Origin of the sequence: Acinetobacter baylyi DSM 14961 = CIP 107474, from assembly GCF_000368685.1 — a bacterium.
Classification (GTDB): Bacteria; Pseudomonadota; Gammaproteobacteria; order Pseudomonadales; family Moraxellaceae; genus Acinetobacter; species Acinetobacter baylyi.
This window is the reverse complement of sequence record NZ_KB849625.1, coordinates 293674-308738: the sequence shown is the minus strand read 5'-3', so window position 1 is coordinate 308738 and position 15065 is coordinate 293674. Positions and strand designations below refer to the sequence as shown.

The 15065-nt window shown below is 38.3% G+C and carries 18 protein-coding genes; 11 read left to right on the top strand and 7 right to left on the bottom strand.

The genetic code is table 11. The features are described 5' to 3' along the window. Positions 1-36: 36 nt before the first annotated feature. The 3 genes from F952_RS03395 to F952_RS03380 all read left to right on the top strand — a co-directional run bounded on the left by F952_RS03395 (position 37) and on the right by F952_RS03380 (position 2522). Positions 37-612 (top strand): hypothetical protein, encoded by a 576-nt coding sequence (locus F952_RS03395; RefSeq protein WP_004922198.1) that lies wholly within the window; start codon positions 37-39, stop codon positions 610-612. Between the two features lie 459 nt (positions 613-1071). Then, entirely contained in the window at positions 1072-1536 is a 465-nt protein-coding gene (gene ftn, locus F952_RS03385) for a heteropolymeric bacterioferritin subunit Ftn (RefSeq protein WP_004922195.1), read from the top strand. A gap of 233 nt (positions 1537-1769) precedes the next feature. After that, the gene (locus F952_RS03380) at positions 1770-2522 is read left to right on the top strand and encodes a BapA/Bap/LapF family prefix-like domain-containing protein (RefSeq protein ID WP_004922192.1); all 753 of its coding nucleotides are present in this window, start codon (positions 1770-1772) and stop codon (positions 2520-2522) included. A 67-nt stretch (positions 2523-2589) separates the two neighbouring features. Here F952_RS03380 and F952_RS03375 read toward each other — a convergent pair whose 3' ends face one another. Continuing rightward, a complete protein-coding gene (locus F952_RS03375; protein WP_004922188.1) occupies positions 2590-3153 on the bottom strand; it encodes a peroxiredoxin in 564 nt (187 codons plus the stop codon). Positions 3154-3304: 151 nt separating this feature from the next. On the opposite strand from F952_RS03375, the gene F952_RS03370 reads away from it, so the two are divergent. The 5 genes from F952_RS03370 to bioD all read left to right on the top strand — a co-directional run bounded on the left by F952_RS03370 (position 3305) and on the right by bioD (position 7950). Next, positions 3305-4024 (top strand): alpha/beta hydrolase family protein, encoded by a 720-nt coding sequence (locus tag F952_RS03370; protein ID WP_004922184.1) that lies wholly within the window; start codon positions 3305-3307, stop codon positions 4022-4024. Between the two features lie 96 nt (positions 4025-4120). Beyond that, positions 4121-5410, top strand: coding sequence for an adenosylmethionine--8-amino-7-oxononanoate transaminase (gene bioA / locus F952_RS03365; RefSeq protein ID WP_004922180.1), 1290 nt, complete (start codon positions 4121-4123; stop codon positions 5408-5410). Next, the gene (locus F952_RS03360) at positions 5397-6554 is read left to right on the top strand and encodes an 8-amino-7-oxononanoate synthase (RefSeq protein ID WP_004922179.1); all 1158 of its coding nucleotides are present in this window, start codon (positions 5397-5399) and stop codon (positions 6552-6554) included. Before bioA ends, F952_RS03360 begins: the two co-directional genes overlap by 14 nt. Then, positions 6545-7312 (top strand): malonyl-ACP O-methyltransferase BioC, encoded by a 768-nt coding sequence (gene bioC / locus F952_RS03355; RefSeq protein WP_011182155.1) that lies wholly within the window; start codon positions 6545-6547, stop codon positions 7310-7312. The genes F952_RS03360 and bioC overlap by 10 nt, the downstream gene beginning before the upstream one ends. After that, the gene (bioD, locus tag F952_RS03350; RefSeq protein ID WP_004922174.1) at positions 7309-7950 is read left to right on the top strand and encodes a dethiobiotin synthase; all 642 of its coding nucleotides are present in this window, start codon (positions 7309-7311) and stop codon (positions 7948-7950) included. The genes bioC and bioD overlap by 4 nt, the downstream gene beginning before the upstream one ends. A gap of 67 nt (positions 7951-8017) precedes the next feature. On the opposite strand, the gene F952_RS03345 is transcribed toward bioD, so the two are convergent. The 4 genes from F952_RS03345 to F952_RS03330 all read right to left on the bottom strand — a co-directional run bounded on the left by F952_RS03345 (position 8018) and on the right by F952_RS03330 (position 11630). Continuing rightward, positions 8018-9130: a hypothetical protein gene (locus tag F952_RS03345; RefSeq protein WP_004922171.1), complete on the bottom strand. Its 1113-nt coding sequence runs from the start codon at positions 9128-9130 to the stop codon at positions 8018-8020. Between the two features lie 138 nt (positions 9131-9268). Next, positions 9269-10210 (bottom strand): 23S rRNA pseudouridine(2605) synthase RluB, encoded by a 942-nt coding sequence (rluB, locus tag F952_RS03340; RefSeq protein ID WP_004922169.1) that lies wholly within the window; start codon positions 10208-10210, stop codon positions 9269-9271. Positions 10211-10251: 41 nt separating this feature from the next. Continuing rightward, on the bottom strand, positions 10252-10842 hold the full coding sequence (scpB, locus tag F952_RS03335) for an SMC-Scp complex subunit ScpB (protein WP_004922166.1): 591 nt from the start codon (positions 10840-10842) through the stop codon (positions 10252-10254). Further along, a complete protein-coding gene (locus F952_RS03330) occupies positions 10839-11630 on the bottom strand; it encodes a segregation and condensation protein A (RefSeq protein WP_004922164.1) in 792 nt (263 codons plus the stop codon). Before F952_RS03330 ends, scpB begins: the two co-directional genes overlap by 4 nt. A gap of 282 nt (positions 11631-11912) precedes the next feature. Between F952_RS03330 and F952_RS03325 the strand changes: the two genes are divergently transcribed. Further along, positions 11913-12617, top strand: a complete 705-nt coding sequence (locus F952_RS03325; protein WP_004922161.1) for a GNAT family N-acetyltransferase — start codon at positions 11913-11915, stop codon at positions 12615-12617. Between the two features lie 27 nt (positions 12618-12644). Here F952_RS03325 and F952_RS03320 read toward each other — a convergent pair whose 3' ends face one another. Beyond that, a complete protein-coding gene (locus F952_RS03320; RefSeq protein ID WP_004922159.1) occupies positions 12645-13262 on the bottom strand; it encodes an L-threonylcarbamoyladenylate synthase in 618 nt (205 codons plus the stop codon). A gap of 101 nt (positions 13263-13363) precedes the next feature. Further along, positions 13364-14026, bottom strand: a complete 663-nt coding sequence (locus tag F952_RS03315) for an elongation factor P hydroxylase (protein WP_004922155.1) — start codon at positions 14024-14026, stop codon at positions 13364-13366. Between the two features lie 96 nt (positions 14027-14122). Between F952_RS03315 and F952_RS03310 the strand changes: the two genes are divergently transcribed. After that, entirely contained in the window at positions 14123-14683 is a 561-nt protein-coding gene (locus F952_RS03310; protein WP_004922153.1) for a YceD family protein, read from the top strand. Between the two features lie 71 nt (positions 14684-14754). Beyond that, positions 14755-14940 carry a 50S ribosomal protein L32 gene (gene rpmF / locus F952_RS03305; protein ID WP_004922151.1) on the top strand — a complete coding sequence of 62 codons (186 nt, stop codon included), beginning with the start codon at positions 14755-14757 and terminating at the stop codon, positions 14938-14940. Positions 14941-15065 lie beyond the last annotated feature (125 nt).

The following is a 15065-nucleotide window of genomic DNA, read 5'->3' as shown; positions in this document are numbered from 1 at the left end:
TGTTAATTTATGTGATGATAAGAATCTATACCGTTAATGTCTAAAATGAATAAAAAATTTCGATTGATCTTTCAAAATCTGATCACAGCTTTCATCCTTGTTTCTGTAACGAATAGTAGTTTCGCAAACATTTATATTCCTATTTCATTTTTTAAAAAGCCTGACCACTCTAAAACTGTCAAAGCCAAAGTATTTAAAACTGAAGATTTTGATGCAACCACACTCCAATTGTTAAATGAAGGTTTTGTGCCTATACAGTCTAAAAAATTTGATGGACATGATAGTGCTAAAGGTTATGAGTATATCGTTTCAAATATGGAGAAACGTGCGGACACATTAGGTGCATCAATGGTTGTATTTAGTGATCAGCCATCGGCAAATATGTATGGATATTATACTTTTTTAAATCCTGCACCACAGAATCCGCAAAACCAACGATCAAATGATCATTTTTTTGGAAGTAATACCTCAAATGGGTTAACAGAAAGTGCTCCAGTTTATAATCCTCAGAAAAAGTATCAAGTGAGTTACTTTTATAAATTTGATTCAATTACGGGTATTTATCCAGTTGACTTATCCGATGCAGATCAATCAAAAACTGGCTATACATAGGGTGTGAAAGTAAAGGTGATTAAGAACCTATCTCCAGCATTTAACCAGCTTATAGAAAATGACATTCTATTAAAACTAAATGATATTGAAGTTCGGGATGTTAATCATTTTGTCGATATCTCAAGTTATTTAAAGAAAGGCAACATTCAGTTGGAAATTCTCAGGAAAGGACAAAAAATAATGAAAGAGATTATCATTCTTTAATGTGTTGTTATGAAATAAGAAGCATTGTATTTAGTTACAAAAATCTGGCCCATATAAAAGCATATTTTAAGCTGCGCATAAAACCAATGAAATATCGCAAAGCTTTATTTTATTTGGATAAAATTCACCAATTAAAACTGTAAATGCGTATGTTTATCATTTTAATTTTATAAAAATCAAATGCTTAAGATTTAATTTCTTTGCAAATATCAATAAATTTGAGCATAATATTGCCATCGAAGAGGAGAATTACTAATGCGTGGCAATCCAGAAGTCATAGACTATCTAAACATGTTGATCGGTGGTGAACTGGCTGCTCGTGATCAATATCTGATTCATTCTCGTATGTATGAAGATTGGGGACTCGGTAAAATTTATGAGCGAATTGATCATGAGATGCAAGAAGAAGCTTCACATGCAGATGCCTTGATTCGCCGTGTATTGTTCCTTGAGGGCAAACCAAATATGAATCGTGATGATATCGTTACGGGTGAAGATGTGGTGTCTTGCTTAAAGGCTGATTTGGCACTTGAATATCATGTTCGTCAGAAACTGGCGGATGGCGTTAAATTGTGTGAAGAAAAAGCAGATTATGTCAGCCGTGATATGTTACGTGCACAAATGTCAGATACCGAAGAAGATCATACATATTGGCTTGAAAAACAACTACGTTTAATTGAGTTAATGGGTTTACAAAATTATATTCAGTCTCAAATGTAAGCTAATTATTGACAAAAGACTCAGCTTCGGCTGAGTTTTTTATGCATATTATTTTTTGAGATTTTAACTAGATATCATTTCAAGATGTTTGATGAAGTGGTGATTTAAATACATTGTTTTAAGCCGTGCTATTTTTTTTATTTTTCAGTATTATGTTTTCGAAATATCTAGCTTTATTAAATTGTTAAATAAAAAAATGTGGCAATCCAGATGGCTACCTCAGGAGTATGGCGATGTCTGCAATTCAAGTAATCGGAAAAGAAAACCATAAAGTCATCAAAGATATTCCTGATAATTCGGTAAAACTTGATCAGTCTTCTGTTGTTGTTGCCAATATTTCGACAGAACAAATAGAAGAAGTGGTACGTGATGGTACCAGCATGATTATTCGTCTACAGAATGGCGAAATTATCATTATAGATAACTTCTTTAATATGGATGCCCATACAGAAAATAGTTTGGTCTTGTCTGATTCTATGACGGGTCAATTGACGTGGGTGCAGTTTATCGAAGCACAAGGAAATGCAGAACCTCAACTGGTTTATCATGCAATTGATTCAACCGATTCACTTTTATACCACAATGCAAGTGGCTTTGAAGCAGGCAGTGCATGGGCGTGGGCTGCCGTACCTGTGACAGTGGGTGGTATATTATTGTGGGCAGATCATCACAAGAATGATCAACAGGATAATGTTTTGCAGACCCAAACGGCCGATGTGCAAAATACTTTACAAGCGTCTGTCGTCACTCAGGATGCTACAGTCGAGGTTGAAGATTCTAATAATACTGAAAAGGACAAAAGTTCATCAGAAAACACAGAAGCTGCCGACCATCAGACCGTTGATACAGTGAACCAAATTCTAGATTCGTCTCAAACAGCAGAAGCCACGAGTACTTCTAGCAGCTCTACTCAAACAGATACATATATTGATAATAGTTATAGTGCCTTAAATGAGTTATTAACCACGCAAACTGCATTGGTTTAATCATGCAATATTTATCTATCTATGAATACAATGCCTAACTTAGATTTTACACATTTTAAATTCGCGCTTATTTGCTTTGAAAACGTTTTAAATCTTTAAGTACTTCATCTGCATGTGTCTGGGTATTTACACTGGTATAGTGATAAACAATCGTGCCTTTAGGGTCAATGAGGAAGCTTTCACGCTTTGCAATTTTGACAATACCTAAATTTCGGACAATACCAAACTTTTCAGCAAGTTGATGATTGTCATCAGACAAAATTGGAAAGTTTAATCCGAGTTTTTCTGAGAATTTTTGATGTGATTGGACGTCATCCAGACTGACGCCCAACACAGCCGCATTTGATTTTAAAAACTGAGGATAAAGTGCTTTAAACTGGTTTGCTTCTTGCGTACAGCCTGGAGAATTATCTTTTGGGTAAAAATATAGAACGATCCATTTCCCTGCATAATCGCTCAGGCTATGCCATTTACCATTTTGATCCTGTAATTTAAAAGCTGGGGCGGGTTGGCCTACCCATTGCTTTTCTGCCTGGTTCTGATTAGAGAAAGGATTGGCAAAAATTTGGCTAGAAAAAACTGTACCTGTAAAAACCAATGCACAAGATAACACCACATTTCTAATCATCATTAAGAGATCCATCTTTTTATTTTCACGGGTTAAATACTATCAGTTTTAATGATCGAAAGCTGTAGTATTGATGTGATTATGCCATAGCTATAGATGTTAACTCTTCTATACTTTGCAAGATAATTTTGAAAATTTGAAAAAGAGTAGATCAATGGCTCGGGTTTTGCTGATTACAGGGTGGGGCGGAGGAACAGGTGTGTTAACTCCCTTACAAAACAGTTTGCAACAATTGGGGCACGAAGTTGAATTACTCAATATATTTAATGCACTTGATCCCGATATATTACAACAACAAACTGATTATGCACTGAACTTTGATGTTCTGATGGGATGGTCATTGGGGGGAGAGTTGGCAACTGTATTGGCCCATGAGATTTTTAAGCGCACTGGTCAAACATTACCGCTGGTCACTTTAGCAACCAATCCGAGTTTTGTAGTACGAGAAAATTGGTCAACTGCTATGCCAGAAACAACGTTTAATGCATTTCAGCAGGGCTTTCAGAATGATCCTGCCAGTACGCTAAAACGATTTGGTTTACTGGTTACCAAAGGGACGTCAACTGCAAAATCAGATTGGATATCAATGCAGGCTTTATTAAAAGCACAGCCATTAGCTTTGCTCAGGCAAGGCTTAATTATGTTGGAAAAATTAAATTTAGTTGAAATCATTAAAAATTATGGAGGATTTCAGCTACATATATTTGCCGAGCATGATGCATTAGTTCCTTACCAAGTTGTGCAAAATATGCATCTTATTGCGACAAAAAAAACTAAAATAATTGAGCTAGCGAGTGCAGCGCACAGTTTTCCATTTACAAAGTTAATGGAAACAAGTAGTGAAATTGAAAAATTTATTGTTTCATCAGTATAAGCTTTAGTCGAAATGATGCATATCGCAATTTATTTACATTCCTTGCAAGTTTAACATGTGCTCTATTCAATATTTATAGCGCATCAGGAGTCATGGATGGTGGATCAATTTGATTTGGAGCATATCTGGCATCCTTATACTTCCATGATTAATCCATTACCAACCTTTAAAGTGAAACGTGCTTCTGGTGTGATGATTGAGCTGGATGATGGTCGTCAATTAATTGACGGTATGTCATCGTGGTGGTGTGCGATTCATGGTTATAATCATCCAGCATTAAATCAGGCTGTAAAAGACCAACTTGAGCAGATGTCTCACATCATGTTTGGGGGGTTTACCCATGATCCTGCGATTGAACTTGCCAAAATATTACTAAAGATTACGCCGCCGAGTTTGGATAAAATCTTTTATGCAGATTCTGGTTCTGTTGCAGTAGAAGTTGCGTTAAAAATGGCAGTACAGTATTGGACTGCACAAGGGCAACATCAAAAAACCAATTTCATTACTACCCGTTCTGGATACCATGGCGATACATGGAATGCGATGTCTGTCTGCGATCCAGTTACAGGTATGCATCAAATTTTTGGTGCAAGTTTGCCAAATCGTGTGTTTGTATCGGCACCTAAAAGCCGTTTTGATGGAGAATGGGACTCATCTGAAATGGATGAGGTCGAGCAGTTGATCCAGCAGCATACGCAATTGGCAGCGTTCATTATCGAGCCGATTGTTCAGGGGGCTGGTGGCATGCGGTTTTATCATCCTGAATACTTACGTCAGTTAAAACAGCTTTGTGAAAAATATCAGTTACTTCTTATTTTTGATGAAATCGCAACAGGTTTTGGTCGTACAGGGAAGTTATTTGCGTGGGAGCATGCACAGGTTGAACCTGACATCATGTGTATTGGCAAAGGTTTGACAGGTGGATACATGACTTTATCGGCAACTCTAACCAGTCAGCATGTTGCCGAAGTGATTAGTCGTGGAGAGGCTGGCGTCTTTATGCATGGCCCTACTTTTATGGGTAATCCTCTGGCCTGTGCTGTGGCATTAAAGAGTACCCAACTTTTGGTTGAGCAAGATTGGCAGTCTAATATCAGACGTATTGAAAATAGATTACAGCCGCTCTATCAATTGGCTGCACTAGCGCATGTTGCAGATATAAGAACTTTAGGTGCAATTGGTGTGGTAGAACTCAAGCACAATGTTGATATGAAGACCCTCCAGCAACAATTTGTCGAGTTAGGAATCTGGATCAGACCGTTTGGTAAATTGGTTTATGTAATGCCACCCTATATCATTTCCAATGATGAACTTGATGAATTAATCCAAAAAATGATGAACGTGGTTCGTCAACTTTCTTGTGAGGCGCAGCATGGCATTGCTTGATCATTATGCACAACAGCTTGATCAATTAAAACAATCTGGAAATTTACGCCAGTTTGTTGCGAATCAACAACAAGGTGCGACCATCCAGATCACAGGCCAGCAGATGTTAAATCTATCGTCCAATGATTATTTGGGGTTGGCTGCCAATGTGGAATTACGTGAGGAGTTTTTGCAACAACAGCCTGTTGAACGTTGTTATTTTAGTTCGTCATCTTCACGTTTACTCACAGGTAACTATGAAGAATATGAGCAACTTGAAGCAAGTTTAAGCCAGGCATTTTATGGTCGTTCGGCACTCCTATTCAATAGTGGCTATCATATGAATATTGGTATTTTGCCTGCGATTTGTGATTCACGTACATTAATTCTGGCGGACAAACTGGTTCATGCCAGTATGATTGATGGTATTCGTCTATCTGTAGCAAAATACGTGCGATATCGTCATAACGACTTACAGCATCTTGAACAGCTTTTATTAAAATATCATGCCAATGATGACATTGAACGCATCGTCGTGGTGACCGAAAGTATTTTTAGTATGGATGGTGATGAAACTGATCTGGATGCACTGGTTCAAATCAAACGTCGTTTTGGCAAGGTCATGCTCTATGTTGATGAAGCCCATGCGATTGGGGTTCGTGGTGAACAGGGGTTGGGCTGTGCAGAACAGTATCAAGTGATCAATGAGATTGATTTCTTGGTCGGTACGTTTGGAAAAGCAGTTGCATCGATTGGTGGATACTTGATTTGCGATCCGATTATTCGTTCATATCTGATTAATACCATGCGCCCACTGATTTTCAGTACGGCTTTGCCACCGCTTAGTATTGCATGGACAAATTTTATCTGGAAAAAGATGCTGACTGCACAAAAGCAGCGTCAGCATTTGCAGCAAATTAGCAATTATTTGCAAAATTCAATCATTCAAAAAGGTTACAGTAGCCCATCAACAAGCCATATCGTCCCTGTCATTATTGGTGAAAGCCAGGCTGCCGTAAATATGTCCAAATATGTACAGACCAATGGCTTTTATGCAATGCCCGTTCGTCCACCGACAGTGCCACAGCATAGCGCTCGTTTAAGAATTTCATTAACATCACTCATTCAAATAGATGAACTAGATCGGTTGGTGGCTTGTTTGTGAATCTGAATAAATCACTCATTGCTCAGCGTTTTGCGAAGGCGCGACAAAGTTATGTAGAAAATGCCATTGCGCAGAAAAAAATCAGTCATCATTTGTGCCATTTGATGCAAGCTTATTGTCCGTTACATCTAAGCCGTATATTTGAAATCGGCTGTGGCTCGGGCAATTTGACACAGGAATTATTTGTATCTTTTCAGATTCAGAGAGCATATTTGAATGATCTATACGATGAAGTCAAACAGCATTTTTTAGATGAGCAGCCAATCGAGTGGTGTATCGGGGACATTGAAAGTTTAAGTTTGCCAGAGCATTTAAATGCAATTGTTTCAAGCTCTGCCATTCAATGGGTTCAAAACTTACCTCAGCTTTTAGGTCGCTGTCATCATGCCTTGAATGATCAAGGCTGGCTATGTCTTTCAACTTTCGGCTCTGATAATTTTAAAGAAATTAAACAACTGACAGGTCAAGGGCTGAGCTATTGGTCTGTGCAGGATTGGCAAGTTCATTTACAAGCTTCTGGTTTTGAGCTGATGAAGATTGAACAACAGCAACTTAAGATGCAATTTGATTCGCCCAGAGCAATCCTCAAACATCTTAAGGCAACTGGTGTCACAGGGACAGTGGCTACTACGCAACCTCACTGGAATAAACAATCTTTAGCACAGTTCTATCATGATTATTGTCAGTTTCAGACAGATGATGGTCATTATGAACTGACCTATCATCCTATTTATATCATTGCTCGGAGAACGTCATGACGGCTTCTGTTTATTTTATTAGTGGCATTGATACAGGTATTGGAAAAACTTATGCCACGGGATATCTTGCAAAGCAATGGATTGATCAGGGTATAAAAACCATTACTCAAAAGCTGATTCAGACAGGCAATATTGAAATATCGGAAGATATAGAAAAGCATCGTGACATTATGCAGACTGGTTTTTTGCCAGAAGATGATGAAAAACTCACCATGCCTGAGATTTTTACTTATCCTGCATCACCACATCTGGCAACCAAAATGGATGGAAGAGCGCTGGATTTCAATAAAATTGAACAGGCCACTCACATATTGAAACAACGTTTTGATGTGGTATTGCTTGAAGGTGCAGGTGGTTTAATGGTGCCGCTGACCACAGATATGCTCACTATTGATTACATTGCAGAGCATCAGTTTCCCATCATTCTGGTGAGTTCGGGCCGTTTAGGGAGTATTAATCATACTCTGTTAAGTCTTGAAGCGATAAAACAGCGTGGCTTGTCACTTTATGCCTTAGCGTATAATTTGAATGATGAGTCGCAAGATACAATCATTTCTAAAGATACAGCCCAGTATTTAAAACAATATCTTAAGCACTCATTTCCAGAGGCAAAATGGATTGATATTCCTAAGATTTAAAAAAGACAGACTATGTCTTAGAAAAGGTTTTATTCAATGAATAAAACCTTTTCGTAAATAAAGCATTTTATTTGTAATATTTCTGAACTTCCGTGGAAATAAAATTATAGCTAACTTTATTAAATAATGTGTGTTCTCCAGAAGAATCATTATTATCAAAACCATCTTTAGATGGTATACCATAGTCAGATGAAAGAACATCTCCTTTTATGTACCATTCACCATCATAAATTTTTCCATCTTTTTCTATTGCGGGGTCGGCACCGAAGCTAAATGCAGCATTATTATTACTATCAACGCTGTATATGACATTCAAACCACCAACTTTATCTTTTTTGTATTTATAAGATGTCTTGCCATATACATTATCAAACCATTCGTCTAGGGTTAGATATTGAGTTTGATCATCTTTAGAGAATGTAAATTGAGTTTCACTATAGATTGCTGATTTTGGTACATAAATAATAGCACCTTGTGGAAAACTTATATCACTATTCAGAAGGTTATTAAGGGCTTCTTCATTTCTTTTTAGAATATTTCCAATTTGTCTATCTATATAAATATAATCATTTGGTTTAGGGGAGTTTGTCAAAATATTATCAGGCAAAATATCTTTTAATTTTTTACCTGATACATCTATAGCCTCAAATGAATAGTCAATTTTATTTGTTGTAAAATTACAATTATCATTAAAAGAAGCTAAAGATAATTTTAAATTATCTGATGCAGTAAGGTATCCAAATGGCCACCCATTATTCTGTTTTTGATAGAAGTTTATCGTTGATAAACCTGATGAATTTAATGTGTAATCTTTAGGCCTTGTTTTTATATTTGATTCTATTTCTTCCAAACTTAAATTATAAATTGGTGTGTAATTTGAGTATAACATTTGTCCATTATTTTCGATTTCTTCACCATATATACCAGTTTTTTTTATCTCAATATGACCCGAGCTTTCATCTTCAATATTAAGATAATTTAAAATATAAAGATGTTCATCAAAAATAGATTTAGCTGTTAAATTTGAATTAAGTAAAATACCACGATCACATTTTAATTCATTATTTCCATTAGCACTATTTTCTTGTGAAGCCGAACTTGAGTCGCCCGATCCACCGCCTCCACAACCTGTTAGCATAGCTAGAGAGAAGGTAATTGTTAAATAAGATAGTTTTTTCATCATGAACCTAATTATTGTTGATTTATAGCCATTAAATTATATACAGACTTGTATATATGTAAACTATTTCTCAAAAAAACAATTTAATAAAAAAGAGTTCACAAAAGTGAACTCTTTTTAGGTTACATAATGAATTGATCAGAACTTCTTAAATCCTTTATTTACCGCCACAGTCTTTCGCGCAGCAGCATAAGGTTGTTTGGTTTCGTTATTATTTTCAGTGCCATTTTCATTGTCACGGCGCTGCTGTCTCAAGTATCCACCACGGCGTGCAGCCATTGGCTTTTCGACCATACGCTCTGTACGACGTTTTGCCATACCATAAAGACCAGTGCCCTGACGTGGTTTCAACTCAACCAGTTTGGTGAGATTATCAATATCGCCTTTATCTAACTCTATCCAGCGGCCTGTACGGAGTTCACGTGGTAAAATCACTGAACCATAACGGGTACGTAATAGACGGCTGACTTTAAGACCTTGTGATTCAAATAAACGACGGACTTCACGGTTACGTCCTTCTTTCACCACAACCTGATACCAACGGTTAATTCCGTCACCACCAAGCTCAGAAAAAGACTCAAATTTCGCTGGACCATCGTCTAGAACAACACCATTAAGTAAGGTTTGACGAATTTGAGGCGTCACTTCACCCATGACGCGTACTGCATATTCGCGTTCGATTTCATTGGATGGATGCATCAAACGATTGGCAAGTTCACCATCATTTGTGAAAAGCAAAAGCCCAGTACTGTTGATATCTAGACGGCCTACCATCACCCAACGGTCATTGGCAATTTGTGGTAAATGATCAAACACGGTTGGGCGCTGTTCTGGATCGTTACGAGAACAGATTTCACCTTCTGGTTTGTAATAAATCAATACACGACGACGAATTTCGTCTTCAATCTGAAATTGTACCTTGCGACCATCAATCCTTAATTCGTCGCCTGGTTCAATCCTTTCACCAACTTGAGCAATTTGGCCATTCACACTGACGCGACCCGCGGCAATGACCTCTTCCATATATCTGCGAGAACCTAAACCAATTCGCGCTAATACTTTTTGCAATTTTTCACTCATGACAGCATAACCTTAGAAATAATTGTCAACAGTTCACCGATTTATGACTTGGGTGTATTCACATCCAAACTCATAAACGCGTCCTTGGCATCCTGCAGGGGAGGCAATTGACCTAGAGAAACCAAGCCAAATGCATTCAAAAATTGAGGCGTTGTAATCAACAACGCAGGTCTTCCGGGCAAGTCTCTAAAACCAGACTCTTTAATCCAGTTCCATTCAAATAACATTCTTAAAATTTGACTGTTATTTGAAACGCCACGAATTTGTTCAATATCCGCACGAGTCACAGGCTGGTGATAAGCAATCACCGCAATCGTTTCAAGAAGGGAGGGAGATAGCTTAGTCGGACGTTCGGGCCATACTTGCGCGATCATATTACGATATTTTGATCGAACCTGAAACCTAAAACCTTGAGCAGTCTCAATTAATTCAATTGAACGACCGTGCTGTAAAACGGCAAGTTGTTGTAAAAAATGACGAAGCTGTTGTTTATTATACTGATTTTGAAAAGCTTCTTTTAAACGGGCCAATGAAATAGGAACATCGCTGGCAAACAGAATTGCCTCGATTTGTAACAAGACTTCATGATGAATATCTTCAAGCGAAAGTGCTGAACTTTGATCAATGGTCATACTTGAGCTCCTTGAATTGCGAGCGGAGCCTCTACTCCAGAAGCAATGATTTTAATCTTTTGCTGGCGTGTTAGTTCTAAAATGGCCATAAATGTAACGACCATGCCCATGCGACCCTGTTGTGGCTTTAAAAGTGAAATAAAGTTGAGGATCTCACCTGACTGAACTTTTTCTTCGATATAAGCAATACGCTCTTCAAGCAGAACAGGTTCTTGGGCAACAGTATGAGTAACAGGTTCAGGACGATTAAAAATACAAAATAGTGCATCGTGTAGGTTCTGCACATCATAGCCTTCATACACCGGCGCAATATGACCAATTCCCACATTGGTGTGGAACGTATCTCGCTCCAAAACGGGAAGTTGCCCCAGTCGCTCAGCAGCTTTTTTGATACGTAGGTAGGTTGCTAATCGGTCAATTAATGCTTGTTTGGGGTCTTTTTCAATGGTGAGTGTCGTCGGCTTTGGAAGCAATAACCGTGATTTTAAATCTGCAAGTAGTGCAGCCATCACCATATAGTCGGCCGTTAGCTCGATATTGAGTGATTTCATTGCTTCCATATAAGACAAATATTGAGTCGCGATCGGTGCAATATCAACTTGTAAGAGATCAAAACCGTTTTTCTGGATCAGATAAATTAAAAAGTCGAGTGGTCCCTCGAAATGTTCAAGTAAAATCTCAAATGCAGATGGAGGAATATAGAGATCTTCGGGAATAGTTTCCTGCCATTCATCTAAAACACGGATGTTAGGAATGGAATCTACTGGAGAGGACAATGCTTGTGTCATTACGATTTTAGGCCACGCGAATTTTCAAAGGCATGAATATGTTCAATAAGTAATAGCATAACTATTACCAAATAAGCAAAAGCGAACTAAATAGTCTTTATTCTAATCTAAATTACGATCTGAATAAATTGTTGAAAATAACAAAATGTGAAATAAATTAAGATGAGAAAGTTTTTAAGGTCAATTTTGCTCATACTTCGCCAAATTGATAAGAAATTTACTTATCTGAGCATATTGTACTTTCAAATTATGATGATAAGGCGTGTACTTTAAGGAATTACAATGGAATTTAATCAGTTTGGACAGCCGATTGGTCATGCAATACAGCAGCCAATACCTGGTAAATTCAAAGCGCAATCGCTTATCGGGAATGATGTGAATCTGGTACTGATTGAACAGGATCGTGTTGCATTAAAGAATGTTGAGCAGCTTTGGGATTGTATTAAAACCGAACCTGATGAGCGTTGTTGGACTTATCTGCCGTATGAGGCACCAGAAACTTTTAGACAACTTGAGTATAACTTAAAACGAAATTTTGGTTTTGAGCCCTCATTTCATTATTGGATTATGGTAGAAGGGCAGGCGGTTGGCTGGATTGCACTAATGAATTTGCGTGAGCAACATGCTGCAGTTGAGATTGGGAATGTCTACTTTTCTCACCGTTTAAAACAAACAGCGGCAGCGACAGAGGTCATCTATTTGTTATTGAACCATTGTTTTGAGCAAGGTTTACGTCGTATAGAGTGGAAGTGCGATGATTTGAATGGCCCTTCGAAACGTGCAGCGCTTCGATTTGGATTTGTTTATGAAGGGTTGTTCCGACAAGATCGAGTGAGCAAAGGACGTAATCGTGATACAACATGGTTCTCAATCATTGATAGCGAATGGGCAAGTTTGAAAACTGCATATTTGCAATGGTTGAATCCAGACAACTTTAATCATGCTGGAAAGCAGAAAAAACGTTTGGAAGATTTTATTGTGACTTAACCAGATGATTTGCTTTTTGGTCAGTGCTTATTCAAAAGCACTGACATCACCTGCACCATGGCGCACGACTTCTGGATTTTCACCTGATAAATCCACAATACTGGTTGTACTTAGTGTACCAAACCCGCCATCAATAAATACATCAACACGCTTACCCAACTGATTTTCAATATCATAAGGATCATCCAGTGGATCACTTTGACCTGGTAAAATCAGGGTACTGGTTAGAATGGGTTCGCCCAGTTCTTGAAGTAAAGCCTGACAAATTGGATTAGTTGGAATACGTAATCCAATGGTTTTTTTCTTAGGATGCATTAACCGTTTAGGGACTTCACTGGTTGCAGGCAAAATAAACGTGGTGATCGATGGCGTATTGGCTTTAAGCAAACGATACATTGCATTGTCGACTTTGGCATATGTTGCGATATCGGATAAATCACAACACATAATGGCGTATTGATGTTTTGGTCCTAAACCACGAATCTGTGCAATACGTTCCATTGCAGATTTATTCCCGATTTGGCAACCAATCGAGTAGGCAGCATCGGTTGGGTAAACCACCACATCACCTGCACGTATGCGTTCGACAGCCTGATTGATTAAGCGTGCCTGTGGATTGTCTGGATGTATATGTAAATGCAACATATCTGGATACTCCTTCATTCTGTTATTGTTGTAAAGTTAATGCTTACATTTAATCATATGTATTTGATCTAATGAGTGAAGACGAGTAGAAATTATGTAATCTAATCCAGCGCTTCGCGTTGAAATTCACTTGCTTTTAACCACTGACCGTGACGCGTCGTCATACAAATACATTGAATAAAATGTTGTGCATCTAGAGGAAGTTTCGCCTCACCAGAAAAATATTTTTGTACCTGAGCAAAGACGTTATTTTTAAACGTTGCCCCGTCACCACCTTCACCTGTCAGATTATCGAGTGAAACACGGAACTTTCGACCAAAGGCCTGAGCAAACATCCATTCGATAGCTTGTGGTTTGACCTCAACCTGTTCAAATAAAGCCTGTTGTTCTGCGGTACGTCCGTCAGGTGCATACCAGTATCCTAAATCTGCCAGCAATCTTCTTTTAGAGCCAGCAATGCTCCAGTGACTGATTTCATGTAATGCACTATTAAAAAAACCATGCGCAAACTGGATTCGGGCAGGCGCGTGCCGATGTGCAGGAAAATACTCAGGTTCTGACTCACCTTTCACTAAAATCACATTTTGGTGGGAAAACCAGTGATTAAAGTGTAAAATAAGCCAGTCCACCTGATCCTGCTCAGTTTGTAAATTTTGCCATAGTGAGAGTTGCACTGTGTCTATAGACAAGGCAGAATCTAAGGTTAGATGGGTGCTAACAAGTGATGAAGTTGTTACTTCAGGTTGCGGCTGCAACAGGTGCATTGCTTAATTTACCCCGAGTTCTGTCGAAATTAGTACAAAATTGTATCTTAATCTTTGACAGAGTACTGATGAATTTGTAGAATTGCCGCCTTAATTATGTCAGCAAATACCTTTCCGGCACAGATTGAGCCGTATAAATGGGCTGAACAAGGCTTTACATGGTCAGGAACACTGCCATTGTCTCGCTTTGCTCGTATTGCTCGTGAAGCTGTTGGGTCAATTAATGATCAATTGATCTATATAGACTGTAAACTATCAATGGATGCGTATCATCGTATTGTATGGTTTGAGGGTCATATTGAAACAAAAGTACCATTAGAGTGCCAGCGTTGTCTGGAACCTGTGGAAATTCCTCTTGTTTCAGATTTCCGTCTTGCCTTGGTCGATGATGAGTCACTGATAGAGCGCTTGGATGAGGATGCTGATTTCATCGTTTTAGGTGAAAGTGAATCTTCGACAAAGGGTGATTTTGCCACTCCTGCGACTGTCGATTTACTTTCTCTACTAGAAGATGAACTGTTACTGTTGATGCCTCTGTCTCCCAAGCATGATGCCTGTGAACATAAACATCAACCTACCGTTCAGGACATTGTTGAAGAAAAACGTGATAATCCGTTTGATGTTTTAGCAAGTTTGAAAGGTAAACTTAACTCATAAGTGTTATACTTGTGGGCTAAGATAACTGAATTTGTTCTGATCCATTTTTTCGATCTTTGTAAGGAGCCATCATGGCCGTTCAGCAAAACCGTAAAAGTCGCTCTCGCCGTGACATGCGCCGTTCACATGACGCTTTAACCGAGAATGCATTAACAGTTGACCAAACTACTGGTGAAACTCATCGCCGTCACCACGTGACTAAAGATGGTATCTACCGTGGTCGTCAATTATTCGCTAAAGCAGCTGACGCTGAATAATTTAGTGAATTTGCATTAGGCTTAAGGCTTTAATGTAGAAAAAATGGGAGCGAAAGCTCCCTTTTTTTGTTGTTTTTCGCAATTATAAAATCTTTTAAATAATGATAAATTCCCCCAACAGAAAT